The organism is Pseudomonas sp. Z1-29, from assembly GCF_051131995.1.
Taxonomy (GTDB): Bacteria; Pseudomonadota; Gammaproteobacteria; order Pseudomonadales; family Pseudomonadaceae; genus Aquipseudomonas.
Genome location: NZ_CP071645.1, coordinates 5,204,120 through 5,228,336, shown reverse-complemented (window position 1 = coordinate 5,228,336; position 24,217 = coordinate 5,204,120). Strand labels below are relative to the sequence as shown.

At 56.3% G+C, this 24,217-nt stretch carries 24 protein-coding genes; 15 read left to right on the top strand and 9 right to left on the bottom strand.

Annotated elements, in window-relative coordinates:
• Positions 1-84 precede the first annotated feature (84 nt).
• Positions 85-6,522 (top strand): DEAD/DEAH box helicase, encoded by a 6,438-nt coding sequence (locus tag J3P84_RS23880; RefSeq protein WP_434626240.1) that lies wholly within the window; start codon positions 85-87, stop codon positions 6,520-6,522.
• Between the two features lies 1 nt (position 6,523).
• Positions 6,524-8,626, top strand: coding sequence for a UvrD-helicase domain-containing protein (locus J3P84_RS23875; RefSeq protein ID WP_434626239.1), 2,103 nt, complete (start codon positions 6,524-6,526; stop codon positions 8,624-8,626).
• Between the two features lie 103 nt (positions 8,627-8,729).
• Here J3P84_RS23875 and J3P84_RS23870 read toward each other — a convergent pair whose 3' ends face one another.
• From J3P84_RS23870 to J3P84_RS23830, 9 genes are all read right to left on the bottom strand, one after another.
• Positions 8,730-9,005 (bottom strand): hypothetical protein, encoded by a 276-nt coding sequence (locus J3P84_RS23870; RefSeq protein ID WP_434626238.1) that lies wholly within the window; start codon positions 9,003-9,005, stop codon positions 8,730-8,732.
• Positions 8,989-9,981 carry an integrase domain-containing protein gene (locus J3P84_RS23865; protein ID WP_434626237.1) on the bottom strand — a complete coding sequence of 331 codons (993 nt, stop codon included), beginning with the start codon at positions 9,979-9,981 and terminating at the stop codon, positions 8,989-8,991. The genes J3P84_RS23870 and J3P84_RS23865 overlap by 17 nt, the downstream gene beginning before the upstream one ends.
• Positions 9,982-10,933: 952 nt before the next feature.
• Positions 10,934-12,190 carry an integrase domain-containing protein gene (locus tag J3P84_RS23860; protein ID WP_434626236.1) on the bottom strand — a complete coding sequence of 419 codons (1,257 nt, stop codon included), beginning with the start codon at positions 12,188-12,190 and terminating at the stop codon, positions 10,934-10,936.
• 266 nt (positions 12,191-12,456) lie between these two features.
• Entirely contained in the window at positions 12,457-13,458 is a 1,002-nt protein-coding gene (locus J3P84_RS23855) for a hypothetical protein (RefSeq protein ID WP_434626235.1), read from the bottom strand.
• Positions 13,459-13,934: 476 nt separating this feature from the next.
• Positions 13,935-15,116, bottom strand: a complete 1,182-nt coding sequence (locus J3P84_RS23850) for an Arm DNA-binding domain-containing protein (protein ID WP_434626234.1) — start codon at positions 15,114-15,116, stop codon at positions 13,935-13,937.
• Between the two features lie 159 nt (positions 15,117-15,275).
• Positions 15,276-15,476, bottom strand: a complete 201-nt coding sequence (locus tag J3P84_RS23845) for a hypothetical protein (RefSeq protein WP_434626233.1) — start codon at positions 15,474-15,476, stop codon at positions 15,276-15,278.
• Positions 15,473-15,898 carry a CopG family ribbon-helix-helix protein gene (locus J3P84_RS23840; RefSeq protein ID WP_434626232.1) on the bottom strand — a complete coding sequence of 142 codons (426 nt, stop codon included), beginning with the start codon at positions 15,896-15,898 and terminating at the stop codon, positions 15,473-15,475. The genes J3P84_RS23845 and J3P84_RS23840 overlap by 4 nt, the downstream gene beginning before the upstream one ends.
• 64 nt (positions 15,899-15,962) lie before the next feature.
• Positions 15,963-16,346 (bottom strand): response regulator transcription factor, encoded by a 384-nt coding sequence (locus tag J3P84_RS23835; RefSeq protein ID WP_434626231.1) that lies wholly within the window; start codon positions 16,344-16,346, stop codon positions 15,963-15,965.
• Positions 16,347-16,472: 126 nt separating this feature from the next.
• Complete coding sequence (locus J3P84_RS23830; RefSeq protein ID WP_434626229.1) at positions 16,473-17,249, bottom strand: LexA family transcriptional regulator; 777 nt, start codon at positions 17,247-17,249, stop codon at positions 16,473-16,475.
• Positions 17,250-17,356: 107 nt separating this feature from the next.
• Between J3P84_RS23830 and J3P84_RS23825 the strand changes: the two genes are divergently transcribed.
• From J3P84_RS23825 to J3P84_RS23765, 13 genes are all read left to right on the top strand, one after another.
• Complete coding sequence (locus J3P84_RS23825) at positions 17,357-17,662, top strand: Cro/CI family transcriptional regulator (RefSeq protein WP_434626228.1); 306 nt, start codon at positions 17,357-17,359, stop codon at positions 17,660-17,662.
• Positions 17,659-17,853, top strand: a complete 195-nt coding sequence (locus tag J3P84_RS23820; RefSeq protein ID WP_434626227.1) for a Cro/CI family transcriptional regulator — start codon at positions 17,659-17,661, stop codon at positions 17,851-17,853. Before J3P84_RS23825 ends, J3P84_RS23820 begins: the two co-directional genes overlap by 4 nt.
• Before the next feature lie 279 nt (positions 17,854-18,132).
• The gene (locus J3P84_RS23815) at positions 18,133-18,465 is read left to right on the top strand and encodes a hypothetical protein (RefSeq protein WP_434626226.1); all 333 of its coding nucleotides are present in this window, start codon (positions 18,133-18,135) and stop codon (positions 18,463-18,465) included.
• Positions 18,462-18,737: a hypothetical protein gene (locus J3P84_RS23810; RefSeq protein ID WP_434626224.1), complete on the top strand. Its 276-nt coding sequence runs from the start codon at positions 18,462-18,464 to the stop codon at positions 18,735-18,737. Before J3P84_RS23815 ends, J3P84_RS23810 begins: the two co-directional genes overlap by 4 nt.
• Positions 18,734-19,036, top strand: a complete 303-nt coding sequence (locus J3P84_RS23805; protein ID WP_434626223.1) for a hypothetical protein — start codon at positions 18,734-18,736, stop codon at positions 19,034-19,036. Before J3P84_RS23810 ends, J3P84_RS23805 begins: the two co-directional genes overlap by 4 nt.
• Entirely contained in the window at positions 19,033-19,779 is a 747-nt protein-coding gene (locus J3P84_RS23800) for a Rha family transcriptional regulator (protein WP_434626222.1), read from the top strand. Before J3P84_RS23805 ends, J3P84_RS23800 begins: the two co-directional genes overlap by 4 nt.
• The gene (locus tag J3P84_RS23795; RefSeq protein WP_434626221.1) at positions 19,776-20,369 is read left to right on the top strand and encodes a hypothetical protein; all 594 of its coding nucleotides are present in this window, start codon (positions 19,776-19,778) and stop codon (positions 20,367-20,369) included. The genes J3P84_RS23800 and J3P84_RS23795 overlap by 4 nt, the downstream gene beginning before the upstream one ends.
• Positions 20,366-20,602, top strand: coding sequence for a hypothetical protein (locus J3P84_RS23790; protein ID WP_434626219.1), 237 nt, complete (start codon positions 20,366-20,368; stop codon positions 20,600-20,602). Before J3P84_RS23795 ends, J3P84_RS23790 begins: the two co-directional genes overlap by 4 nt.
• A 2-nt stretch (positions 20,603-20,604) precedes the next feature.
• Positions 20,605-21,354, top strand: a complete 750-nt coding sequence (locus tag J3P84_RS23785; RefSeq protein ID WP_434626218.1) for a helix-turn-helix domain-containing protein — start codon at positions 20,605-20,607, stop codon at positions 21,352-21,354.
• Positions 21,351-22,136 (top strand): ATP-binding protein, encoded by a 786-nt coding sequence (locus J3P84_RS23780; protein ID WP_434626217.1) that lies wholly within the window; start codon positions 21,351-21,353, stop codon positions 22,134-22,136. Before J3P84_RS23785 ends, J3P84_RS23780 begins: the two co-directional genes overlap by 4 nt.
• On the top strand, positions 22,133-23,509 hold the full coding sequence (locus J3P84_RS23775; protein WP_434626216.1) for a replicative DNA helicase: 1,377 nt from the start codon (positions 22,133-22,135) through the stop codon (positions 23,507-23,509). Before J3P84_RS23780 ends, J3P84_RS23775 begins: the two co-directional genes overlap by 4 nt.
• Positions 23,502-23,789 (top strand): hypothetical protein, encoded by a 288-nt coding sequence (locus J3P84_RS23770; RefSeq protein WP_186651775.1) that lies wholly within the window; start codon positions 23,502-23,504, stop codon positions 23,787-23,789. Before J3P84_RS23775 ends, J3P84_RS23770 begins: the two co-directional genes overlap by 8 nt.
• Positions 23,786-24,169, top strand: coding sequence for an antiterminator Q family protein (locus tag J3P84_RS23765; RefSeq protein WP_434626215.1), 384 nt, complete (start codon positions 23,786-23,788; stop codon positions 24,167-24,169). Before J3P84_RS23770 ends, J3P84_RS23765 begins: the two co-directional genes overlap by 4 nt.
• Positions 24,170-24,217: the final 48 nt, after the last annotated feature.

Genomic DNA, 24,217 nt, shown 5'->3' with positions numbered 1-24,217 from the left:
TTAGGGGTCTGGCTGCGCGGCTCAGCGCACTGCAAGGTACCTTCAGCAGAGCATTTGCTCTGTCTCAGATGATAAGGACGTTTCATGATTCCCGGCTTGTTGGCCAGCGAAGTATCCGCTGCACTACGCGAATTTATCATTACTGGTTTCGAGACTGAAACCGCGCCATTCCGGGGGGAGTTCCGCCGTCTGGTTGAGGAGCAGCAGGACGGCGAGGCTTTCATCAAAGGGCCTTACGTTACCGTTGGTTTGCCATTTCTGAGTGGTCAGTCAGGCTGCGATTTCTTTTCTGGATTTAAGACTGAATTCCCTCCTCATGCTCACCAGGAGCAGGCTTGGCGGCGCCTTGCGGCGAATGGTAAAGCAGCCAATACACTGGTGGCGACGGGTACTGGCTCGGGTAAGACAGAGTGCTTTATGTACCCGGTGCTGGATTTCTGCCAGAAGGCTGGCAAGCCCGGTATTAAGGCCATTGTCATTTACCCGATGAACGCTTTGGCGACGGATCAGGCCAAGCGTTTTGCCAAAGAAGTTTATAATCAACCGTCACTGAAGGGACTGCGTGTTGGGTTGTTTGTCGGCGGTGATGGCCACGGCGTCAAGGCCATGGGACCGGACCAGGTAATCACGGATAAGGAAACCCTGCGCCAGAATCCGCCCGACGTGCTGCTTACCAACTACAAGATGCTCGACTACCTATTGATGCGCCCGCAGGACCAGAAACTGTGGGTGAACAATGAGCCCGACACCCTCCGTTACTTGGTAGTGGATGAGCTGCATACCTTTGATGGCGCCCAAGGTACGGATCTGTCCCTCCTGATCCGCCGCTTACGTGCCCGCTTTGATCTGGCGCCGGAGCGCCTGATCTGCGTGGGTACCTCGGCGACATTGGGAGGTGAAGACAGTGTGGCGGGGCTGCTTCAGTATGCCAGCGATATATTTTCCGCTCCCTTCCCACGGGAGGCGGTGATCACTGAGCAGCGTCAGTCGCCGGATGAATTCATCGACACGCTGTCGTTCCTCAACCTGAACCCGGACATTGGTCCAGAGACCCTGCAGATCGCGCTGCGCCAGGGCTTGAACGAGTATTTGCTGGTCGCTTACGAGTTGTACTTCAGCAAACAGCCGGAGATGGATCTTCAGGAAATGCCAGGGCGTATAGCGCTTGGTAAGGAGTTGAAGCAGCACGGGCAACTGGCCAATCTATTGCGACATCTGCGGCAGGATTACAAGACTCCAACCTTCAGAGAGTTAGCGAATCGTCTGGCCGCTCAGATTCCAAAGCGTTTTCAACGTCAGCCGGAACAGGCACTGATTGCTCTTTTGTCATTGGCAGCTCATGCACGGGCGGAAACCAAGCTGCCCCTGATGCAGCTGCGTCTGCAGCTGTGGGCACGAGAGCTGCGACGTATTGTCGGTACCTTGCGCGAGCCTGTCCCCGCAGATGATCTTGAGTTCGAGGAGACCGGCAGTATCAAGCGCTTGCCGCCCTTGCTGGCGTTTGGTGATGACCCGCCGGCCAGGGACAAGCAGCAGATTCGGTTGCCACTCGTGCAGTGTCGTGAGTGCCACGGTACAGCATGGTTGACGCGGATGGAGGTGGCGCAGCCGGTCAATCAGCAGATCGAATTGGATCTGGCCAATATTTACTCGGCGTTCTTCAGCAATCACCAGGAAACCGGGTTGTTGATGCCTTGGCAGCCTAATGGTGATAAGCCGATGAGCGGCCCAAGGTTGACCCATTTTCGGGTTTGCCGTGAGTGCGGCTTTACCGCAGGGCTGGAACATAGCGGTGGGTGCAAGGCCTGTCAGGCTGGGAATGAAGCGCTGGTGCGAGTCAGTCGTCCAGATTTGCTCAAAGAGGAGCGCGTCGGTCAGGTAAACCGGGTTGTACATCAGCACAACTGCCCGTACTGCTCCGCAAAAGCATCCCTGGTGGTGTTCGGTGCGCGAGCCGCGAGTCTGAGTGCGGTGGCTATTCATCAGCTATTCAGCAGTCGCGATAACGATGACCGAAAACTGCTGACCTTTAGTGATTCGGTGCAGGATGCAGCACATCGCGCCGGTTTCTTTGCCGCCCGTACCTGGCAGAACAACGTTCGAATGGCCTTGACTCAGCTGCTGGAAAATCAGACCGGTCCGGTGCGGCTCTTGCAGATACCGGAGTTGTTTGAGCGTTATTGGCTAGAGCATGAAGGTCACCATGGGCATTTGGCGCTGCCGTATTACCTGCGTGAGTTCATGCCGCCGGATAAGCGTTTTGATGGGGACTTTGAATTTTTTGAGCAGTCTGGTGAGGTGCGAAATCCGGCCCGACATTTGAAGATCATCCGCAATCGCATGCTCTGGCAGGTGCTGGAGGATCTAGGTTGGCGTGCGCAGGTTGGTCGCTCGCTAAATCGCTTAGGCATTGCAGCGCTAGAGTGGCCGTTGGATAAGGTGCAGCAGGCTGCAGAACGTTGGGCGACGGAGGTAAATAATACGCTCGGCTACCGGATTGATGCTGAGGCAGCCCGGCAGTATATGCAGGGACTGATGCTGCATTTGGTGTATCTGGGTGCATTCGCCTTAGAGGACCTTGCGAGCTACCGCTGGAATTCTGGGAAGTCTTATCTGCTGAACCTCCTTGATTACGCGCCGGCCAGCGGTCCGTCTGCCGCTCGACCACGTTATCCGGCAGCGAGTAATGGTGATGGTTTTGAAGTGCTTTCTGGAAGCCAGGGCGCTACCTGGTACCAGCGTTGGCTGGCTTGTCTGAATCCGGGAGAGTTGGTCGATCGAAAACAGTTGGAGTCGGTGTTGGGGGCGTCGTTCAAGGCTCTTTGTTCGACTGGGCTGCTTAAAGAGGAGCTGAGTGAGCGTGGTGTTCAGTTGTGGGCGGTGGTGCCTGAAGTGCTGCAAGTCACCTCGGAAGTGCATAACGTAGAGTGCCCGGGCCATCGTTCTCTGCTGTTGCCGGCAAGCCATGCCAAGGCTTGGCTCGGCATGCCGCTGTTGAACGCGGCACACCCGGATCTGCATTACTTGCAAGTTGTACCCACACGGGACTCGCTGTATCGCAACCTGTTCCGCCATGGCGTCATTCACCGGGTGATAGCTCATGAGCATACCGGGCTGCTATCCACGCCGGAGCGGATCCGCGTCGAGAACAGTTTTATGCGTGAGGGTGGCAAACCGTGGGAATACAACCTGCTGTCTGCTACGCCGACCCTAGAAATGGGTATCGACATTGGCAACCTGTCCAGCGTGCTGCTTTGCTCCGTACCGCCGGCACAGGCGAACTACCTGCAGCGCGTTGGGCGAGGTGGGCGGCGTGATGGCAACTCCTTCGTCCTGACCGTGGCCAACGGTCGGCCCCATGACCTGGTGTTCTACGCCGACCCGAGCCGCATGCTGGATACCCCGGTGGAGCCCCCAGCGGTTTTTCTCAAAGCGCGGTATGTGTTGCGTAGGCAATTGCTGGCATATGCCATGGACTGCTGGACCAGGGAATCCAGGGGCGACAACCTAGTGCCTTCGAATATGCAGCCGGTGCTGGATGCGGTGGAAAAGGTCCAAGAAGACCGTTTCCCCTATACCCTGCTGAATTTCCTTAAACACAATATGCAGGAAATTTGGGATGGCTTCAGTGCTTATGTAGCCAGAGAGCTCAGTGGTGATGATCTTGAGTTGCTGCGCCAGTTCTTGTTTGGCGGGCCGCAGCATCTGGATGACCATTTGCAGTTGTATGTGCTTGGGCGGCTCAAGGTGGTTGCTGATGAGCGGGCAAATATGGCTGCGCGCAGTGCGGATCTGAAAAAGCAGATCGATAAGCTAGCCAAGGCACCACAGGACGAGCATACCCGTGACGAACTCGCTGAGCTTGAGCGAGAGCGTGAGGGTTTCAATCGTTTGCGCTATGTGATGAACCGGCGCGAAACGCTCAATTTCCTGACAGATGAAGGCTTACTCCCCAACTACGCCTTCCCAGAGGAAGGAGCAACCTTGCATTCGGTTATCTTCCGATCAGAAAAAGCAACTTCTGGTAATGGGGCTGAGCGCGAGTTGATCAAGCGCGAGTACGAATACCAGCGACCGGCACAGGCAGCGCTGACGGAATTGGCGCCTGAGTCGGTGTTCTATGCCGGTAACCGCAAGGTGAAGATATCCCGAGTGGAAACCGCCAAAGGGCGCAATATTCAGGACTGGAGATTCTGCCCGCGATGCCATTACTCCGCGGCTGCGGACAACCCCACTGCAGGCTTCAGCGAAAAGCTCTGTCCGCGTTGCCATACCAGTCAGTGGGGGGATTCAAGCGCTCGTACCAAGATGCTGAAGATGACTCAGGTGTATGCGTTTACTAACGCACGCGATGCGCTGTTGAATGACCACTCGGATGATCGGGAGCCGGTATTTTTCAGTAAGCAGATGCTGATCGATTTTAAGCCTGCAGATATCCATATCACTTGGGTTTTGGATGATAAGGATCGTCCATTTGGTTTCGAGTTTATCCGCTCGGCGACTTTCCTTGAGGTGAACTTCGGTCGCCGTGACGGCGACGAGATAATGTTCCATGTGGCTGGCGAGCAGTTGCAGCGATCCGGTTTTGCCGTTTGTCGCGAGTGTGGCTCGGTGCAGAGCCGTAAGGTGATGGCAGGCAAGGGCGAGCCGGTTCATCTGAAGAGCTGTAGCTATGCCAAGGGCGTGAAAAAGCTTGTCAATGGCGGTGACGACTTTGGATTGGACAACTGCCTGTATCTGTACCGCCAATTTACTTCGGAAGCCCTACGTATTCTTTTGCCAAGACTGGCAACGGGGGGGACTGAAGAGCAGATTAACTCCTTTGTTGCAGCCCTGCAGTTGGGACTCAAACGACGGTTTGGCGGCAAAGTTGACCATCTGCGAGTAGCCCACCAGAGCGAGCCGATAGGGGAAACAGACGAACGTCGACATTTTATTGTGTTGTACGACTCTGTGCCTGGCGGGACTGGGTATCTGCATGAGCTACTGAGCCGGGCTGAGAACATGCAGGCTGTGTTCCGCATGGCTTACGATGTCATGGTGACGTGTGATTGCTACGAGCACACGATGGATGGTTGTTATCGCTGCCTACTGGAGTACCGCAATGCCTATGGCATGGAGAGCACCAGTAAGGCGATAGCCTTGGAAATGCTCAAGGACATTGTCGAAGGTGAGCATGAGTGGGTGCAGAACAGTGAGTCCCTAAGTTCCCTCTCCGGTAATCCATGGGTGGAGAGTGAGCTGGAAGCACGTTTCCCCGAGGCGCTTGCGCGATTCAGTGGTATGGATTGCGTCAGCGGTCAGAAGGTCAGGGTATCGGCTGACATCATTCACGGTAAGACCGGTTACCGGCTAACGATCGGCGAGCAGGCCTATGAAATGGAGCCCCAGGTTGATCTGGGCAAGGCTGAGGGTGTCCAGTTTGCCAGTCGGCCGGATTTCGTGCTTTGGCCTGCATCGGCTGATTTCAAGCCAATTGCGATCTTCCTTGATGGCTACCAATTTCACGGACAGAAAAGTAGCGAAGACTTGATCAAGCGACAAAGCTTGATGCATGCCGGTTTCGTGGTATGGACGTTGAACTGGTATGACGTCAACAAGGTGATCGGTGATAAAGCCTTGGATGTGCCTTTACTAACCGGTATGACTTCACCAACACAGCATCACCAGGCGATCGCGGGGCTGGCAAAATTGGCAGGGACAGCCAATACGGCTCAACACCTGAGCATGCCCACCTTCGACTTACTCACGCACTTTCTTGCCAATCAGAATCCGCAAGCGTTGTCGGAGCAAGCGCTATTTTTCACTCTGCAATGCTTGCCGGCTGCTTCGTTGGCCGACGCCGAAGTTCGGGCGAAGCTTTTGCAAAGCCTCCATGGCCTGCCGGTAAGCTTTACCGATCAGCAACCAGAACCGATAGCTCTCGCGGGGGCGGTGGAAGTCAAGGATGCGCAAGGGGCTGCGCTGATCAGCTTGGGCTTGATTGCCGGTGCGGATTTGGTCAGACAGTTTGATCTGAACCAAGCCTTGGTGTCATTTTGCTATGACTTGAAGCAAGGCAGTGAAGAGGCTGCTCGCTATCAATGGCAGAGATTCTGGGCTGCGGTGAATTTTCTGCAGTTCCTGCCGCTGTTTTATGCCTGGACACCCCAGTCAAAGCACGATGGGACAGCTGCAGGCTTGCTCTGGCCGTTGGTTGGTGCGGTGGCCGAAGAGTCGGTGGAAGCACGCCAGTTGCCCAACTGGTTCCAGCTGCTGGATGAGAACGTAGCCACCGCCTTGAGTGAGCATCAGATTGCTTGGTCTATGTCTGCTGTTGTCGGCGATGCGGTTATGGATGAGCAGGGTGAAGTGGTCGGTGAAGCAGAGCTGCTGTTGCCCGAGCAGAAAATTGCTCTGCTGCTTGAGCATTTGGAAGACCAGCAGGCGGCGATGGCGTATTTGCAGAAAGCAGGTTGGATCATCGTTTCCAGCGCCGAGGATCTGGTTAAGGCCATCACCCAATTGAATTCAGGAGCCTAAGATGGTTAGTGTTGCGTTTTCGGACAAATATTTTGACAGCCTGTTGAAGCTCACGCCGAACGAGCAAGCTCAGGCTAACAAGGCGGTCATGCTGTTCCAGCAAGATCCGCAGCATGGCGGTCTGCACTACGAAAAGCTGACAGCTTTCAGGGATGACAAACTGCGTTCGATCCGGGTGAACCAAGATGTTCGAATCATCCTGGCGACAGTGGAGAAACAGAACTTATATTTGATGCTCTACATAGACCACCACGAGCAGGCTTACTTTTGGGCGGCGCGTCGTAAGGTCGAGATCAACCCCAACACAGGCAGTCTGCAAGTATTTACTGTCCAGGAGCAAGAGTTGGTGGCGCCCGAACAGCCTGCCATGTTTGCACAGCCTGGGCTGTTTGATTCCATCCGCGATCGTCAGCTGACTCAGTTGGGAGTTCCGGAGGAGGCCTTGCCACTAGTGCGTAGTATGAAGATCGAGGCTGATCTGGAAACGGCGCGCCTAAATGAGCAGATCCCGGCAGATGTACATGATGGATTATTCATGTTGATGGCTGGCGCCAGCTTCGAAGAGGCTTTCAACGAGGTTGTTCCGGTAGTTACACAGCAGGTGGATACCGACGACTTCACTACGGCATTGGCGCGCCCCGAATCTCGCGCGTGCTTTGTTGTGGCAGAAAATGAAGAGGCACTGCAGGAGGTGCTCAATCAGTCGCTGGAGAAATGGCGGGTTTTTCTGCACCCGGCGCAGCGGCGCTTGGTGGAAGGCAAGAAGAATGGTCCGGTGCGAGTGCTGGGCGGTGCCGGTACTGGCAAGACCGTAGTGGCCATGCATCGTGCTAAATGGCTGGCCGAGCATGTGGCCAGTCCAGGTAATAAGGTGTTGTTCACCACCTTTACTCGCAACCTGGCGACGGATATCCAGCAAAATCTGAACAAGATTTGCGGTCCGGCACAACGCGAGCGTATTGAGGTAATCAACCTGGATGCATGGGTGATCAGCTTCCTGAAGAGGCAGGGTTATGACTATGGGCTGTTGATGAATGGCCAGCAGGAAAGGCAACTCTGGGAGCAGGCTTACTCCGACAAGCCGGCTGGCTCTGAGCTGAGTCTGGCGTTCTTCCAGGAAGAATGGGCGAGGGTGGTTCAGCCCCTATCGATCATGACTGCCGATGAGTTCAAGACCGCTTCACGTATCGGTCGCGGCACGCCACTGAATAGGCAGCAGCGTATCGATATCTGGCCTGTCTTTGAACGCTACCGACATCTGCTGTCGAGCAATTACCTCAAAGAACCGGATGACGCTTATCGCGATGCGCGCCGGCTGCTAGAAGGCCGCGCTGAGCTCCGACCGGAGCTGTGCGCGGTTATCGTGGATGAGGCGCAGGATATGGGCACCCAGGCATTCATGCTGATTCGTGCTCTGGTACCTCCGAGTTCTAACGATTTGTTCATTGTCGGGGATGGGCACCAGCGCATTTATGGCAAGAACAAGGTGATATTGGGCCAATGCGGTATCGATATTCGAGGTCGCAGTTCCCGCCTCAAAGTGAACTACCGTACTACGGATGAAACCCGAAAGGTCGCGGTTAGTGTGCTTGAGGGTGTGTCCGTGGACGATCTTGATGGCGGCGAGGATACCAACGCTTATTACCATTCGCTGATGCACGGACCTAGTCCGGTCATCAGGAGTTTTGCCGGTATGGCTGAGCAGGTACGACAGGTCATAGGGGACCTTCAGGCCAATGATTTGGCCTCTGACAATTGCTGCGTGATCGCTCGTACCCGCAAGGAATTACTAGAAATTCAAGCTACATTCGAGAGCTGTGGCCTGCGCTGTCATATGCTGGATCGTGACAGTGCCTCCACCCCTGATGGTGCCATCAACCTGGCGACCATGCACCGGGTGAAGGGGCTTGAATTTGATGCGGTATTCATCCTCTCTGTGAATAAGGGCTTGGTCCCCCTGGACTTCGTGGTTAGCCAGGCAGCTGATCTGGTGACCAGACGTCAGAAGGAAAACGAGGAGCGTGCGCTCATTTACGTCAGTCTGACCAGGGCCCGAAAGCTGGCGTTTGTCTATGGGTACGGACAGATGAGTGAGTGGTTTTGAAATAGAAGGCCACGGTTGGGTCGTGAGGCCCAACTCTTTAGCCTCTCAATGCGCGCTGGAGGTGATGTCTTGCCTTCGGTCGCAGCGGAGGTCCAGTTTCCGCTCAAAGGTCGAAAACCCATGGCATTTCTAGGCGCCGAGTGATCAACCGAACAGTGAGCAGATAGTAATATCGGGTCTCCTTACTGCGCTGTTTCAGTCGATGTTTGAGAAACCAAGCCAGATGTTTCCGTTTCCAACCCCAAGGCGTCTTCCGCTGCCATCGCTCTGCGATTGCAGCGTGGATAATCTTCGCTTGCCGCAAATGTCGCTGACGCGTCGCATGCGAGCCGGTCAGCACGCCCCCCAAGAACACCTCCATATCAAACGCCTTGGTCATACGCGCCCCCGATGTACGCAGCAACTACTTCGATGCGGCCATGCCCCAGTTCAAAGCTGATTTGCCTCCGGGCCTCACGATCAAGAATCATATCTACCCGGCAACAGTGGCCGCCGTTGATAGGCGCGCGGTGTTGGGTGATCTGCTCATAGCGCTCACATGCGTAAGCCGCCCGTAGCTCATGAAAACCTTTGAGGTTGTGCCCATGTAGGATGTCCCGCGCAGGGCGGACGACTTTCTGCAAAACGCTCAGGTAGCTTTCGATTGACGCTATCAGGTTGCGGCTTCCCGCAGGCGACGCCTGCTGCGCAAATCCAAGCGCCGCACGAATATGCTCATCCACCGCAATCCAACGTGGCGCCGAGGCACCGGCGCGGCCGCCTTTGGTGCCATCCTGAATGTTAATCCTGCCTAGGTCGTTAGCCTCACGGCTTAGCCGTGGCAGATCAGCCAAGATGGCCTCACGCAAGCGCATGCCGGTGGCTCGCGCCAACAGAACGATCGCGGCGGCTCGTAACTGATCACGACTACAAAGTGCGTCAACAATCTGCTTAATCTGTTCGCGGTCTTGGCCCTGTGGAACCAACTGACGAACCCCGGTGCGCTGCATACCCAACGTCTTACTCGGACTTGGCAACTTCACGTACTGATCACCGCGAAGCGCCGCCATGATCCTGTTAACGCTGGATAGCCGATTCTGTGCGGTGCTGACGGCGAGGTCACCGCGTCCAACCAAATCGCGCAGATGCACCGCATAGTCGGCCAACACCTTCCCATCAATCCGCCGCGCATCATTGATCCCAGGCCCCTGTTCGGAGCAGCACCACTTCACAAATGCTTGCCACCGATGACAGTGCGCCTTGACCGTGCCGTAATGGCCACCGCCGAACATGTCTTGCAGTGCCTGCGGCCCTGCATAGCTCAATTGCCTGCCGTAGCCAAAATTGCGGCCGTCGCGCCTACCCACCAGTGCCATGTCTGTCACCTCATCGTTCGCTTTCCGATCCTCGCCCCACGTCATCCCGCCAAGAATGCTGAGTGTTATCAGGGATCAAGGCCCCTGCGACCTGTGGGGAATGTCCACTACGCGGGACTGGCGGCTCCTTACGTCCGGGAGCAAGGGCATCTCATGATCTGGCCTCCTGAACACCGTTACCGGTGGGCGGGTGGAGGCAGTACTGGCTGACGAAACCAGCGCCTGGAGATCCTGAGTCGGGTGAACGCAGCAATGCGATGACCGGGGCATGCCTGACTGTCAGTCGGTGCAGTCCATTCCCTGGTCTGCGGCACCATCATCTACAGCGCTGTTGCTGGTGACATCGGCATTTGTCACGCCGATTGTCACGAGGGGGATTGCCGCAAAGCCATGTGCGATCAGGGCTGCAGCAGTGTTAGAAGCGCCCGTCTCTTTCCAGGAGAAAGAGACGGGCGCAGGTTGGCGCAAGATTCGGCCAAGCGGATAGGTTGCTGCAGGGCAGCGGAGTAGGAAGTGTCGTCTGGCGCACGTGGGCCATGATCTGAAGTAGGCATCCATCACCGGGGAGGTGACCGGGCGAGCTGCCGGACGCTAATCGCCATTTGGGGGGAGAACCACCGCGGGAGCGGCGTGACCTTCAAGGTTCGGGCCACCTGGGTTGCTGTCATCGACAGCACTTGCACGGCCAGTTCTACGCTTGTGGATAAACCCGGTCAAGGTTCGAAATTCAGCGCCACTTTGGACTTGAAGAACGGATATCCACCGGTGGAATTCCGTGGTAAATCCTGGACATCGTTTTGGCTTTTAGCTTTTCAAAGTGAGGTCCTTCCAAACAGGGCGGCTTTGCAGCCCTATTTGGAAGGACCCGTGCTTAAAAGCGGATAAGCGACGCTGCTTGCCCCGAATCTTGAGCGCTCAGTTGTCGCTGCTGCTGTTCTTGCGCCGTACAGAGCTAGCGGATCGGCACCACGTTCTTGTCTCTGACTTGGCCGTATGCGGAGGCGAGCAGGCTACCGGTGGCGGCCTTCTGGATGTACTCACTCCACCAAGCCATCATCGGACGCCGGCGCTCGATGTAGTCGGCCCGGTTGTAAGCGCTGCGCACCTCATCCTTGTCGACATGCGCCAGTGCGACCTCAATGAGTTCCGGGTCCCACCCATGCTCATTCAAGATGGTGCTGGCCATCGAGCGCATGCCGTGGCTGACCAGTCGATCTTGGAAGCCCATACGTTTCAACGCCATGTTGGCGGTCTGGCTATTGGCGTGTGTGCGCGGATTTCTGTCTGCCGGAAAGACGTATTCGCGATGTCCGCTGTGAGTCTTCAGTGACTCCAACAACGCGACAGCGTGATCACTCAAAGGAATGCTGTGTGGGCGGCGCTTCTTCATCCGCTCCGCAGGGATAGTCCAAACGCGCCTTTCAAATTCGATGTCTGCCCAGCGAGTAGTCGCTGCCTCGGCGGGGCGAGTCATCGTGTGCAACTGCCATTCGATCAGGCAGCGGGTGGTGCGTTTGATGCTGGCGTTCGCGATCTCCAGCATGAGCTCGGGGAGCTCTTCGGGCGGAAGCGCAGCCATGTTTTCTTTCTTGGGCTTCTTGAAGACTGCCCTGATACCGTTGAGCGGGTTGGCGAATATCAGCCCGGAGTTTACGCCGTAGGTCATGATCTCGTTTAGCCGCTGGCTTAGACGCTTGACCGTCTCCAGGCTGCCTTTCGCTTCGATTGGACGAAGCAATCCGATCACCATCGGCGCGGTGATTTTCGTCAGTGGTGTCGTCCTCAAATCGGGGAGCACGTGCAACGTGAGCGACCGCCAGATGTCCTCGGCGTAGGCCGGGGTGACCGAGTCTTTCTTGAGCTCGAACCAGGCGGTGGCCACGTTCTCAAAGGTGTGTTCCGTTTCTGCGCGCTTGGCTTCATTCAACGTATTTCGTTGCACCTTCGGATCGATGCCCTGTGCGAGCAACTCGCGTGCATCGACTGCCATCTTTCGTGCGTTGGCCAGTGACAGTTCGGGGTAGGTCCCAAAGCCAATGTTGATGCGCTTCTTGGTCACCGGTTCGCGGTAGTTGAAATTCCACAGCAACGAGCCGTTGCTGCGTACCCGGAGCTGCAAACCGTCACCATCCGTGAGGACGTAATCCTTGGACGCGGGTTTGACTCCCTTGAGCTGTCGATCGGAGAGGCGGAGGTTTTGGGCAGGCATGAGATTGTCCTCAGGCACTGATTCGGTATTCCAAAGATTAGCACCGGATGGGCTGGAATACTGTTTGGAATACCCGAATGTCTGGAACTCAAAAACTCTCAAAAGACCGCAAAAGCGCTGGAGTCCGCGTATTTACTGGATTTCAGGCACAAAAAAAGACGTCCATGGACGTCTTTAGATGATGAAGTGGTGGAGCCGGGGGGATTTGAACCCGCATCCAGCCCTTGTATTTCGCGGCTTTCAGCCCTCAAGCTGCCATATTGCTGTCATTCTGCTGCGCGAGCGTCCCTGAATATGTCCTGCGCTTTCCCCGTCGCTACATAGTCGGCAAGTCCTTGCAGGCGCCTGAAGTAAGCGAGCACGATTTTTACCGCTGAAAGTGGGTCGCCGCTGGCAAGGGCTAGGATATGCGCACTATGCTCCTCCAAGCCAAACGCTTTGCAGCTAGAGTTGAGTAGCTCAGTAAGCTCAGTGAGGTCGGACTTCGACAAGTCAATGTCCATATCGGACTTGCTGAGCCAGTTCCTATTTTGAAGGAACGCTCTGGCAGACTTGTAACTTTCCTGAGCCGGACTTTCATCATCATTGATGTCTAGAACCAACTCTCTGATGGAGTCGGCTACGTCACCGTTCATGTAAAACTTAATTTCTCCAGGAGATGCGTAATTGATCTCCCTGATTCCTGCTCGATCTTCTTGGGGAATGTTCTTGTAAAGTTCTTTGAAAAAATTTACTGAGCTGAAGCCTCCTCTCCACGGGTGCTTATGGAAGAGTGAATCAATTTTCGCCTTTGCAGCGTTCCCGGTAGCTCCTAACAAAGCAAATCCAAACGAATAGCAGTCTTGGACTAGATCGGAAAATTTTCGTAGGTCGCTGATTTCCCATCTTCCATCTATCTCTACTACCTTGTAATCACTGTTTAGACTTTCTTGAGCGTGGCCCGGTATAAACATCCCCGGCTCTGGAAGGATATCGGGGGCTATTTCAGCAGCACGTTTGGTCTTGAACTCTTCACCAGCTTTCCCCCATAGCTCGCCGAGTTCATATTTTCCTTTATGAAGCTTGGTTACCACGTAATGAACGTCTATTTTTTCGGCATATAGAAGTTTCAAGTGTTCGGTTTTTATGCGGGAGAAATAAAACTTGTGCCCTACTTCCGTGTCATCATAGTTCAATCCAAGAAATCTATCGCCGGTGCCCGACTTTGCGAGAACTACCAAAGGTATCTCATAACTAAGCAAAACTTTTTCTATCGTCAGCTTAGCCATTTAGCGCCTCCACTTCCCCAATCAGACTGACTGGGTCGATAGTCACATATGGCCACCAATTAACATGCGTTTCGCTATCCTTGTGCCAGATTCCATATGACGGATCACAAGTGATCGGAACGGCGTGGCTGAATTTCATTCTTGGACTCTTAACTACAGCTCGGCAAACCGCGAGAGAAGTCACAAGCGAAACCGACCTAGCGAGGCACTCGTCATCATAATGACGGGTTGGTAATCGTTCTCGCTGAGAGTGAAAGTCTTCCGCCGAGGGCGACCCGGATTTAATCAGCCGCCACAAAACTGGCTCGTTTGGAGCGTTCACCGACGTAGGTGGACAGCTTTCCGGCAGCGGTTCGAGAAATTCAAGTCCGTTTGTTTGAGGCATGGAACTATTCCGAATGTGGAAGGCAAGTGCTTAATCGCCGCATTCTGAGTCAGCGTTCACACACAGTCAAAATCTAAATTTAGGTTAAATCCTATCCCTTTGAATGTGCAGGCAATTGTTTATTGCCTGTTTCACAGAAAGCCAACTCGGCCTTTTTTCCCGCCTCAGTGTCTGCATGGGGCATCCATCTTCCGTAGACTCTTGCGATCATGGTCCAATCGGTATGTCCCATTTGTTTGGCCACCCACATTGGATGCTCGCCTGCAGACAACATCATTGATGCATAGGTATGGCGAGTCTGGTACGGACGCCGGTACCGGACGCCGGCCTTTTTCATCGCTGGTACCCACATCGTTTTCCGGATCGGACCATCGCCTGCCCACCGATTGAGCGTGCGCGGGTTTTGGAAGACTTCGGCGTCCGCCAGGAACGTATGAGCTTTCTGAGCTTTCAACGCTTCCATAGCAGGCTTGAGAAGCTTCACGCTACGACGTCCGGCTGCAGTCTTCGTGGTTTCAGCCGTACCTTTGCTGGCCTGGGTCATTGCTCGACTGACCATTACCTCTTCGCGTAGCCAGTCGATATCGCCCCAGTCCAGCGCGACCAGTTCACTGGTACGCAGTCCAGTCCACAAGGCGAACTGCATCATGTTGCGAGCCTGGCCGGAGAGGGCTTCCAACACCGCCTGTTGCTCTTCCGGACTGAAGGGGTCTACATCATCCTCTTTCGGCGGCGCGGACTTGCGGGCATAGGTCCAGCCGGCGAGGGGGTTCAGCTCGATCAACTCTTCCTCCGCCGCATCATTGAGTGCGGAGCGCAGACAGCTCTGGATATTGCTGAGCGTCTTGTTGCCTACCTCCAGAGTGTCCAGCCAGTCACGCACCGCCTTGCGCTTGAGGTCGACCAGCAAGGTATCGCCAAAGGCGGGGATCAGGCGCAGGGTGACCAGCTTGCGGTAGCCGTCGAAGGTGCTGCTGGCCACGTGTCTCTTCTTTGCTTCAAGCCATCTGGTCAAGAACCCATTCATGGTTTCTCGTGACGTTTCGGGGGCGAACTTCGCGGCCCGGCCGGATCCTGGGAACGTCACCGAGTAGTCGAAGGTGCCGATCGATATCGCGTGCTCAATCGCCGCCTTGTGCTGCTCGGCCTTCTTCAGGTTAGTGGCGGTGGGCTTGAGTGTGATGCGCTCGCGGCACCTGACGCCCCGATACATGAACGTGATTTCGATACTCGAATCGGAGACTGCCCGAACTCCCCGCCCGCCTCTACCCATGACTCATATCCTTCTATGTCGAGAAGCGTCCGGCCATCCGGCGCTTTGATCCATATCTCACCGAGCCGCCAGATCCCGTCACGGATCTTTGAGCGGATCGCGTCTTCTGTGTAGCCAGACTCGCTGGCAAATTTTCTGACGGTCACATAGCGCATAGCTTCACCGCTCGGCGTTGTCGCTGGACTCACCAACAACCCGCAGTTTCAGGTTAATGCCGCAGGCCTGGGCCAGGCGCATCAGTTCGCTGACGGTGGTGCTGGGCTCTTGCATGGCCTGACCGAAGCGGACCAGGCGGAAGCCGAGCTGGCTAAACTCGTCTTGAAGAGCAATCCGGCTGCCAATTGGCGATGTGGCTGTCATGGCTGCGCCTCCGTCCCTTCTGGTTCCTTGATCGCCGCCCTGTAGCCAGCCAGGAAAATCAGGTAGTCCGCATGAGTGCATTCGTCGACGAATCCGCTAGGACCCTTTGTTAGTTCATTGTTGGTGGCGCCGATAGGGTTTGTCGCGATGAACAGATCGCGAGGGTCAGCCATGAGCTTCACGCGATCATCAATGTGCATTGGGTCGCCATGTGCCGGAATGTTTGCAGCACTGGCCAGCGCGTCCAGCAGGAGCTCCTGGCGCCGCTGGACATCGAGATACTGGCGGACCGCTTGAACAAACACGCTGTTCATGCTGCGGTCGCTGACGTTTGCCGCCGCTTCGATGTCTGCCCGCAGGCCGTCTGGCAGGCGCGCAACAAATTTGTCAGCGGTGCGTGAATCATATTGATTTGTGCTCATTGGCTTTCTCCAGGCCAAGTGAATCCCGGCCGCGTTGTTGGCTTTCGCAAAAAATCAGGTTGGGTTAAGCGGTGAGGGCAACCTCGATGCGGCGGACCGCCACGCGGGTTTCAATCTTGCGTTCGCCAGGTCGACGTACACGGCTCATCGGGTTATCGCTGGTAGCGGACTGACCAACGAGAATGGCGCAGAGAGCAATGACCAAGGGGCTGATGATCTGACGTTTGAATGCCTCCAGCACGAGGCCGCGCATCGTCTTGACACCAAGCTTGAAGCGGGCGTTTTCAAGTCGCTTTTCTGCGGTGGCTGGACTGATACTCATTGCACGACCAATTTGCTTCACCGTCAGATCGGCGGCAGCCCACAGGGTGGCTTCAAGCTCGCGAGGAGCCAGACCCATCTTGAGGTTGCCCTGCCAGTTGCCGGCGGTAAGAGTGCTGTTGGTCATTTGGTGAAGCTCCATGCAGAGTGCGATGGCGCAAAAAGTACCAAAGGTAATTATCTAAGTAAATACCTTTGGCAATATTAATTTTCACGCGCCAAAAAAAACCGCTCAAAGCGGCGGCTTTTTCGGCTAAGGTCTGGATACCCTCACACTGCCCCCGCGCCATACCACTCTTCCAATCAATGGGAGCTCGACGGCTGCTGAACTTGGGATCAGCTCGTCGGGGAAGAGCTGCTTGTCTTGATTGTCACACCTTAGCATCCAGTTTCCCGAAATTTGCTGCGCTACCCGCCTGACGCTGGTCCTGCCATCAGGCATACGGACGAGATATACCTCACCGTCCTTCAAGGTCGGCTTGTACGTATCAATCATGACCACGTCGCCGGACAAAATATGTGGCGCCATACTATCGTCGCCGGCATAAACGATGTTGAGACTGCTAAACGAGACTCCCATCTCTTGAAGCCATCCGCGCCTGAACACCATACCTTCGGTCAGCCCGCGATGCTCGTCGTTCACGTTGGGCACGAAAGAATTATCGTCCAAATACTGCGGAATCAGGACGTATTGCTCGCGTGGCGGGGCATCAATAATGCGAGCAGCTTTAGCCCAGGTTGTCCGAAATGAGTCAGCGGTGACGCGCGACGACGCCACCATCTCAATGATCCCCGCCAGGCGCGGACTAAAGTCAGAAACTGGCACGTCCAAGATTTTGGCGAATGCAGCCGCTATCTCTGTGTTCAGCGGGTTCACACCGTTCAGATAGTGTGAGACAGAGCTCTGGTTAATCCCGAGTTGCTCAGCCAGCTTTTCCTGAGTCAGCTTCAGCTGCTTCTTTTTGGCTGTGAAAATTGCCTTCAAGCGCAGGCATTCTTCTTTACGGTCAGCAGGTAATGGTTTTTTCATCAGTCGATAATATTCCCATCGGTAATAGTTTAACAAATGCCAAAGGTATTGCTTTGTGAAAATGCCATAGGTACTATTTTCCCAAAGTTCTATTTGGAGAATTGGCCGTGAAGCGGATCAATCTGAAAGATTTTGCAAAGGATCGCGGTCAGCCACAGGCAGCCTTGCTTCTAGGTATGACTCAAGGTGCGCTGAGCAAGGCCATTCGTACCGGTCGAGATGTTCTCGTCATTGAACAGCTCGACGGGACGTTCACCGCTATAGAAATTAGAAGCTTTCCCTCGTGTGCCGCGAGGAGCTCAAGGCTTGGAAATGGCCCGATGCTGAGTAAAACGATACGCCTATCACTGATCTCTGAAGAGTCGGGCAATCCATCTGTTCATTCATCCAGTACCTCGCAGGCCACCCAATGACTCACGTATCGAGCGGCATTCCACTCGAAGATTTTATTGAGCGCAAAGGCCGGAAGCAGGCGGCGATAGATCTGGATTGCACTGGTCCAGCTTTGTCGAAAGCAATCGCAGCAGGCAGGACCATTTTTGTGGACCTGGCGGCCGATGGCACTGCATCGGCGAAAGAAATTAGCAAATTCCCAGGACGCTAACGAGTTGTGTTCCTCGGATGCGCAGGTCTGGTTGTGGCTTGTCTGGATACCTAAAGTATCCTATGTGAACTGGATAAAACCCCAGTAGAAGGACATCAAGAATGAAACACGCAGGCGCACCAATTCTACAAACCACAGGACCGCCCTGACCGCGCGCCTGCTTCAAATTCTGACTTTCTGAATCCCAGAAAGCAGAAAACCCGCCTGCAAGCGGGTTCTCAATCGGCACTTGTGACAGCAAGCGCTTAGGTACTTCTTCGTTCTTTGGAGGACGAATTCATGCACCCAAAAAATAGCACCACACCACCTGCAGCGCAAGCGTTGCTAACTGTCCATGTCGGATTTTGCGAAACGCCAATCGACAATCGAGGCATCCAAATGCTCGCCATTGCGGCCGGCACGAACGTCGAAGACGCACTCCAAACGGCCAAGGTTCTCTCGTCAGGCCTGGGCCAGATCTGCCGGCATCTTCACGACAGCCTGAACATGGGCGAGCTGGCTTATTGCGACGGTGTCGCAGCGTTGGGCTTCCTGGCCGAGACTGTGAGCGCGCTGGTTTGGGCGGCTGAAAAAGGCATCGAGGCATACGCCGCAGAGGGGAGTGCGCAATGAAAAGCCAAATTCTCACCCTTGAGCATGAGCACTGCGTAACCGGAAACCACGCTGTCCTAGCGGCAGTCGGGGGCGTGCCCGTAGTCGACTCCTTAGATGCCGCATCCAGCTATCTGGAGTCAGTAGTCGCCGGTCTGCGCGGTCTGATGAACGTCACCGAATGCACCCATGAGGCGACCCTTGTGTATCTAGCTGCTGACGCAGCGCTGGCCCTTGTTTACGCCTCTCACGCTGGTATCGAGGCCGCGATGGCCAAGGATGGTGCCGCATGAACGAGCAGCAACGCATCGCCCAGGACGCAACGTTTCAGATTACTTGCGCAATGGAGCACATCAACTGGCTGCGGGGCGTTCTTCACGTCCTTGAGGATCGGCTCATCCAGGGCCATGACGAGCACTACGCAACCGTGGCGAACCTGGCCATTTTCAACGCTGACGACTGGCACAACCAGCTCGACGCCGAGCGCGAAACCCTTGAGACGCGCACCGCGGCCGCATTCGAAAAGGCCGGTGTCGCGACACAAAACGCTGGCAAGAAGAATGTGTCGCGCAAAGGTGGAGGTGACCAATGACCATCGCCAAATTCCAAGGCGGTGATGCCGTCACCATGTCCTCTCGCGAGATCGCTGACCTGGTCGGCTCTCGGCATGACAAGGTCAAGCAATCGATCGATCGCCTGGCCGAGCGCGGCGTTATCGTCCAACCCCCAGTGGGGGACGAACAATCCAGCGACAGTCTGGGCCGCCCACGCACGGAGGCGGTCTACCACGTTTGCAAGCGCGACAGCTTCGTGGTTGTGGCGCAGCTCTGCCCGGAATTCACCGCTGTGTTGGTAGATCGCTGGCAGGCCCTGGAAGAGCAGGCGGCCCGCCCCATGACCCAGGCCGAAATCACCGCCGCCAACGCTAACCATCTGGTTGCCGTCGAGCGCCAGCAACGGGAGCAGCAGGTCGCGCTGGAGCGGATCGAAACCCGGGTGGCCAATGTTGAACAGGTGCGTTACCTGGACTCCAGGCCAGCAGGCTTCGAGTCAATGACCTCAATTCGTGAGCGCGTCAACCTGCGTTTGGGGCTTCCCCAATGGGTCATCAACGCTGTCATGCGCGATATCCCGGGAGCGCCCTTGCCGTTCGCCATGGTGCGCAGCAAGCACGCCGATGACGGTGCCCAGCCATACGCGATCTGGCCCAAGGCCGACATCACCCGCCGCTTTGATCGGTTCGCCGCCGAGTGCACCTTCGTCACGCCCGAGCGCGCCACCCATCCCGATATTCAGCAGGGCCGCTTCAAGCTGTGCCTGAGGACTACCGCATGAAAAACGTACTGAATTTCCCCCCGCCGGCGCAGCTCGTGGAACGTATTGATGAGGCGCACTTCGAGAAGTATCCAGACGCAGCCCTGCTGCTGAAGTGCTTCGAGGTCGTCAAGGATGCCCTGGAGGTGATCGACGAGCCTGAATATTCCATCGAGAAGGAGGATGACACGCACATCGACCTGTATCGCGCCTACTACGCGCTCAAAGTGCTGTTCAGGCGCAGGACCGGTCACGATGCAAGGCAGGTTGCCCAGGATCACTTCGAGGCAATGACCCGCCACTTGCTGGCGGGTGAGCCGCGCCCTGAAAACAAAATCCCAGTCGTCGTGTACCCGGTCGCGTGTCTGCCTGATGAAGCGTTCGAAGGCCTGACCGATCAACAGCTGGCTTGCGCGGCGTTCAACTACAGCGACCGCGTTCGACTCCTGATCATGGAACACACGCCGCAGGCTTTGGCGTTGGACGAGGCTCGCACGTTCTCCATTGACTCCACTACAGCGCTCCGGTTGCTGGTCCTGCGCCTGTCTGGCGGCTCGGTGGAGGCCATGGGCGCCGGGCTGTGCCGCAAGCCAGGGGAGACTCTGCAATGACCACCACCACCAAAACAACTACCCGGGATTTGGGCAGTTTGCCCGCCACTGCCGAAGTGGTCGCCGGCCCTTGGCCGAACTATTCGAACTGCCGTCACCTTTCTGAACGCGATCGCTGGGAGGTTTACGGCATGGCCAAGGCCGCCCGGGGAGCCTTGGAGGATCGCGGCGTCGTCATGACTGAGAGCTACGACGAATTCATCCGTCGCGTCTGCGCCGAGCTGGAGATCTGACCATGAGCATGGATCTAATGGTCAAGGCCATGAAAACGAAGGTTGGGAACCCGCTGCGCAAGCTGGTGCTGGTCAAGCTGGCGGATAACGCCAGCGATCAGGGCGAGTGCTGGCCGTCTTACCAGCACATCGCTGACCAGTGCGAGATCGGCCGCTCGACGGTGAAGTTGCATATTCGCGAATTGGAAAAGGCTGGCTTTCTTCGCCGTGAGTACCGCCGAAAAGGCGAACTGAATCAGTCGAACGTTTTCCATTTGTCGCTTGATGGTGGGGCAGTTCCTGACCTAGGGGGTGGGGCAGGAGATAACCCACCTGGGGCAGGAGATAACCCAGGGGGTGGGGCAGGAGCTGCCCCCAGAACCAGTCACTCTTATGAACCAGTCAAGGAACCTAAACCTACGGTCATTTCAGATACGGCAGAGGGCTTCGATCAGTTCTGGAAACTGTACCCGAAGAAGAAGTCCCGCAAGGACGCCGCAAAAGCCTGGGCGAAGCTTGCACCGAACGACGAGCTACGCCAGACCTTGATCACCGCCCTGGGCAGCCACTGCGTTTCCGAGGACTGGACCAAAGACGGTGGGCGCTACATCCCGAACGCCTCGACCTGGCTGAACGGCGAGCGCTGGACAGACGAGCTGAAGCCGGCCGGCGGCAAGCAGTCCCGCCATACCAACCTGGACCAGATCAACCACGAAGACGGCCTTGAGCAACAGGCCGACGGCACCTACCGAATTGCGAGCGTGACCCTATGACCACTAAACCCAAGTACACCCTGGAAACCCGGGCGGGCGATTGCCGTGAGCATGGACGCTTTCCTGATCACCTCGTGCAACAGTTCGGAACCGATCCGGTTTGGTTCGGCTGCCCTCGCTGTCATTTCGATGCACGCCATTCGCAAGATCTGGATCAGCGCTTTCAGGCCGTGAATATCCAGCGCGGCAGGCTGCTGAACGAGCGGCTGTTGGACACGGATATCCCTGACCGATTCATGGGCTGCACGCTGGCCAACTGGAACGCAGCCACGCCAGCACAGGGCCAAGCGCTCGCAGCGTGTGGCGGATTCGTCGAGGCATTCGATGAGAACTTCCTGGTCGGCCGCTCCGCGATGCTGCTGGGCACGGTGGGCACAGGCAAAACCCACCTGGGCACGGCGATGCTGCAAGCGGTGATTCGCGAGTATGCCCTCGAGGGCCTACGAGGTCTTTACGCCACCGCCGGTTCGATCATTCGTGACGTGAAGGCGACGTTTGGCAACCGCGGCCGCACCGAGGCGGATGTCTACGAGGACTTGATCCGGCCCGACCTCCTGGTGATTGATGAGGTTGGCGTCCAGCACGGGACCGACTTCGAGCGCCAAGTCCTGTTCGAGGTGATCAATGGCCGATACGAGCGGGTGAAGCCGACAATCGTAGTGAGCAACCTGGGTGTCACTGAGCTCCGTCAGTGCCTCGGCGACCGGGCGGTGGATCGCCTGCGGGACAAGAGCGGCATCGTGGTGGTGTTTCGCTGGGCTTCGGCACGGGGTGACGTATGAGCCGTGGACTGTTCAGCAATGAGGCCGAGTTCGGCATCCTCGGGGCAATACTGCGCAAACCCGACCTTTTCGATGAGATATCCAGCAAGGTGGCTGTGGCTGACTTCCACGACTTGGAGAACGCAGCGCTCTATCAAGTCATGATTGATTGTAACGCTGCTGGGGTTCCAATTGATGTCGTCACACTTAGTGATCGTCGTCAGAACCTTCCCAGTGGCCAGCCGACGATCGCTCTCGCCAGCGAGTTAGCCATGAACGTGCCGAGCGCCGCCAACTGGAAGGCATACGCGCGCATTGTCCGGGAGCGGGCAGTCCTTCGGCAGATCGTTGATGCGGCCTGTGTGATCAACGACACCGCGAATGAGGAGCGTCCGCTATCTGAAGTGATTGCCATGGCGCAGCAGGCTACTGCGGATCTGCGCGACCTTGATGACGACGGCCAGCAGGATTACTACAAGGCAAGCGACATCTTGCCAGCGGTGATCGACACCATTGACGCCAAGTACAAGAAGACAATGCCCACGGGCCTTTCCACCGGCCTGGAAAAGCTGGACGAGCTGGTGCGCGGCCTGCGCCCGGGCAACATGGTTGTAATTGGTGGCCTGACGGGTTCTGGCAAAACTATCCTTGGCCTTCAGATAGCCCAGCACGTCACCTGCAAGCTCGGCGGTTCCGGTTTGGCATTCTCCATGGAAATGACCAAGGAGGAACTGATTACCCGCGGCTTGGCTTCCATTGGCGGGATCAACCTGAGCGCGCTCGACAGCGGTGAGCTTGAGGACGATGACTGGCCGAGGCTTACCAGTGCCGCTGGCGAGTTAATGAATGCCCAGCTGTTCGTAAACGACCAGGCCGGCATGACGGTGGCGCGTATCCGTTCGATTGCCCGTCAGTGCCAGCGACGGGAAGGGCTCAGCATCTTGCTGATCGACTATATCCAGCTGATCAGCGCGGAGAGCAGTTCGAACCGATCTTTGGAGGTGGGGAAAATATCCACAGCTCTGAAGAACTTGGCCAAGGAACTCAAGATTCCAGTAATCGTGCTGGCGCAACTCAACCGCGGATCGACAAATCGCCCCGACAAGCGTCCACGCCCAAGCGATATCCGCGACTCCGGCCAGATCGAGCAGGACGCCGACGTCGTGATCCTGGTGCACAAGGACATGGAAAGCGAGGAAGGGCAGAACGGGATCACCGAACTGATCGTGGGCAAGGTTCGCCACGCTCGTGTTGGTTCTTGCTTGGTCCAGCAGCAGGGCAAGTTCGTACGGTTCGTCGACTTCGAAGGCCAGCCTCCCAGCAATGAGGAGGTCGAAATAGGCCGATCGAGCTACGCGAGCAAGTACGGCAAGGGGAGGAAAGACTATGAGTAACGTCAAAGCGGTACTGCCGCGCAAAGCCATGAGCGATATCGAGTGCCAGTTCTTGAAAATCGCCGGCGAGGAGTTGGCGAAGGTCAAAATGGGAGGGCCTGCCGCGCTGGCGGCTCTGTTGGACATGGTCGCCAGTTGGCACTCGAGCCGGTTGCAGATCGGTTTTCATGATTATGGCCAGCGCTGGCTTCTGGAAGGCAATGCGAAGAAGACCGCGGCTGACCGCTTGCTTCGAGATCTGTTCGGCCTGAGTGATCCTGACCCGAGGAAAGCAGCATGATGATTCGAAAGCCGTTGCAGCGCCCCTTGGGCGATACCGAGTACATGCTGGAGCAATGGGGCTGGTGGCGCATGGATGGGATGGGGATTCCCAGCTACGCCTCGCCGATGATGGCCATCATGCGGGAAGTGATGCCATCCACCTCCAAGTCCTATGTCATCACGGACGAACTGGCGGGAGTGGTCGATGGTGCGGTGGCCAGGCTCTGCAAGCGAGACCAGCAGATGGGCGACATGATCTGGCTTTACTACGGCGCGAAATGGGCCGCGGTGCGAGTCGGACGCCACTACGGCATGAGCGAAGGCAAGGCTCGAGAGCTGATTAAAGCCGGTGTTGCATGGGTGGATTGCGTATTGGAGCGGGTGAGGGACGCAGCATGAAAAAAAGAGTTGTCCATATGGAATAGCTCTGTTTTCATAGCACCGTGT

What these genes read in the sequence shown, in the direction of transcription:
- J3P84_RS23880 (WP_434626240.1), top strand. Translation starts at nt 85, where the DNA reads ATGATTCCCGGCTTGTTGGCCAGCGAAGTATCCGCTGCACTACGCGAA.
- J3P84_RS23875 (WP_434626239.1), top strand. Translation starts at nt 6,524, where the DNA reads ATGGTTAGTGTTGCGTTTTCGGACAAATATTTTGACAGCCTGTTGAAG.
- J3P84_RS23870 (WP_434626238.1), bottom strand. Translation starts at nt 9,005, where the DNA reads ATGACCAAGGCGTTTGATATGGAGGTGTTCTTGGGGGGCGTGCTGACC.
- J3P84_RS23865 (WP_434626237.1), bottom strand. Translation starts at nt 9,981, where the DNA reads ATGGCACTGGTGGGTAGGCGCGACGGCCGCAATTTTGGCTACGGCAGG.
- J3P84_RS23860 (WP_434626236.1), bottom strand. Translation starts at nt 12,190, where the DNA reads ATGCCTGCCCAAAACCTCCGCCTCTCCGATCGACAGCTCAAGGGAGTC.
- J3P84_RS23855 (WP_434626235.1), bottom strand. Translation starts at nt 13,458, where the DNA reads ATGGCTAAGCTGACGATAGAAAAAGTTTTGCTTAGTTATGAGATACCT.
- J3P84_RS23850 (WP_434626234.1), bottom strand. Translation starts at nt 15,116, where the DNA reads ATGGGTAGAGGCGGGCGGGGAGTTCGGGCAGTCTCCGATTCGAGTATC.
- J3P84_RS23845 (WP_434626233.1), bottom strand. Translation starts at nt 15,476, where the DNA reads ATGACAGCCACATCGCCAATTGGCAGCCGGATTGCTCTTCAAGACGAG.
- J3P84_RS23840 (WP_434626232.1), bottom strand. Translation starts at nt 15,898, where the DNA reads ATGAGCACAAATCAATATGATTCACGCACCGCTGACAAATTTGTTGCG.
- J3P84_RS23835 (WP_434626231.1), bottom strand. Translation starts at nt 16,346, where the DNA reads ATGACCAACAGCACTCTTACCGCCGGCAACTGGCAGGGCAACCTCAAG.
- J3P84_RS23830 (WP_434626229.1), bottom strand. Translation starts at nt 17,249, where the DNA reads ATGAAAAAACCATTACCTGCTGACCGTAAAGAAGAATGCCTGCGCTTG.
- J3P84_RS23820 (WP_434626227.1), top strand. Translation starts at nt 17,659, where the DNA reads ATGACTCACGTATCGAGCGGCATTCCACTCGAAGATTTTATTGAGCGC.
- J3P84_RS23815 (WP_434626226.1), top strand. Translation starts at nt 18,133, where the DNA reads ATGCACCCAAAAAATAGCACCACACCACCTGCAGCGCAAGCGTTGCTA.
- J3P84_RS23810 (WP_434626224.1), top strand. Translation starts at nt 18,462, where the DNA reads ATGAAAAGCCAAATTCTCACCCTTGAGCATGAGCACTGCGTAACCGGA.
- J3P84_RS23805 (WP_434626223.1), top strand. Translation starts at nt 18,734, where the DNA reads ATGAACGAGCAGCAACGCATCGCCCAGGACGCAACGTTTCAGATTACT.
- J3P84_RS23800 (WP_434626222.1), top strand. Translation starts at nt 19,033, where the DNA reads ATGACCATCGCCAAATTCCAAGGCGGTGATGCCGTCACCATGTCCTCT.
- J3P84_RS23795 (WP_434626221.1), top strand. Translation starts at nt 19,776, where the DNA reads ATGAAAAACGTACTGAATTTCCCCCCGCCGGCGCAGCTCGTGGAACGT.
- J3P84_RS23790 (WP_434626219.1), top strand. Translation starts at nt 20,366, where the DNA reads ATGACCACCACCACCAAAACAACTACCCGGGATTTGGGCAGTTTGCCC.
- J3P84_RS23785 (WP_434626218.1), top strand. Translation starts at nt 20,605, where the DNA reads ATGAGCATGGATCTAATGGTCAAGGCCATGAAAACGAAGGTTGGGAAC.
- J3P84_RS23780 (WP_434626217.1), top strand. Translation starts at nt 21,351, where the DNA reads ATGACCACTAAACCCAAGTACACCCTGGAAACCCGGGCGGGCGATTGC.
- J3P84_RS23775 (WP_434626216.1), top strand. Translation starts at nt 22,133, where the DNA reads ATGAGCCGTGGACTGTTCAGCAATGAGGCCGAGTTCGGCATCCTCGGG.
- J3P84_RS23770 (WP_186651775.1), top strand. Translation starts at nt 23,502, where the DNA reads ATGAGTAACGTCAAAGCGGTACTGCCGCGCAAAGCCATGAGCGATATC.
- J3P84_RS23765 (WP_434626215.1), top strand. Translation starts at nt 23,786, where the DNA reads ATGATGATTCGAAAGCCGTTGCAGCGCCCCTTGGGCGATACCGAGTAC.